The following is a 293-nucleotide window of genomic DNA, read 5'->3' on the forward strand; positions in this document are numbered from 1 at the left end:
AGCTTTCTCAAATAATTGACGAGAAATTTTCTTGTTATGTTGTTCTATATTCTCCTTTTGTGGAACAATTTCTTGTTTAACGAATTGTTCTGTCGTTTTTGCGATTAAATCTTCATCTCCTGAAAAATCTTCTGGCGTAAAGAAAGTATAATTCACATCTTTATTAAGTGAAAAAAATTCATCCCACGGTAACTTTGTTTTCTCCATCTGAATCCCCCTATCTTTTCGGCCTTACTTGCTACTACGTATGCTCGTCTACGATGAGTGGAATTACTTATTTTTGAAAACAGAAG

1 pseudogene is annotated in these 293 nt (G+C 33.4%); it reads right to left on the minus strand.

What is annotated here, in order from left to right:
• Positions 1–207: pseudogene (locus tag ACSG5Z_RS31240) on the minus strand (acyl-CoA dehydrogenase family protein); the annotation flags it as partial.
• Positions 208–293 lie beyond the last annotated feature (86 nt).

Origin of the sequence: Bacillus pretiosus (genome assembly GCF_051294775.1) — a bacterium.
In the GTDB taxonomy this organism is placed as follows: domain Bacteria; phylum Bacillota; class Bacilli; order Bacillales; family Bacillaceae_G; genus Bacillus_A; species Bacillus_A wiedmannii.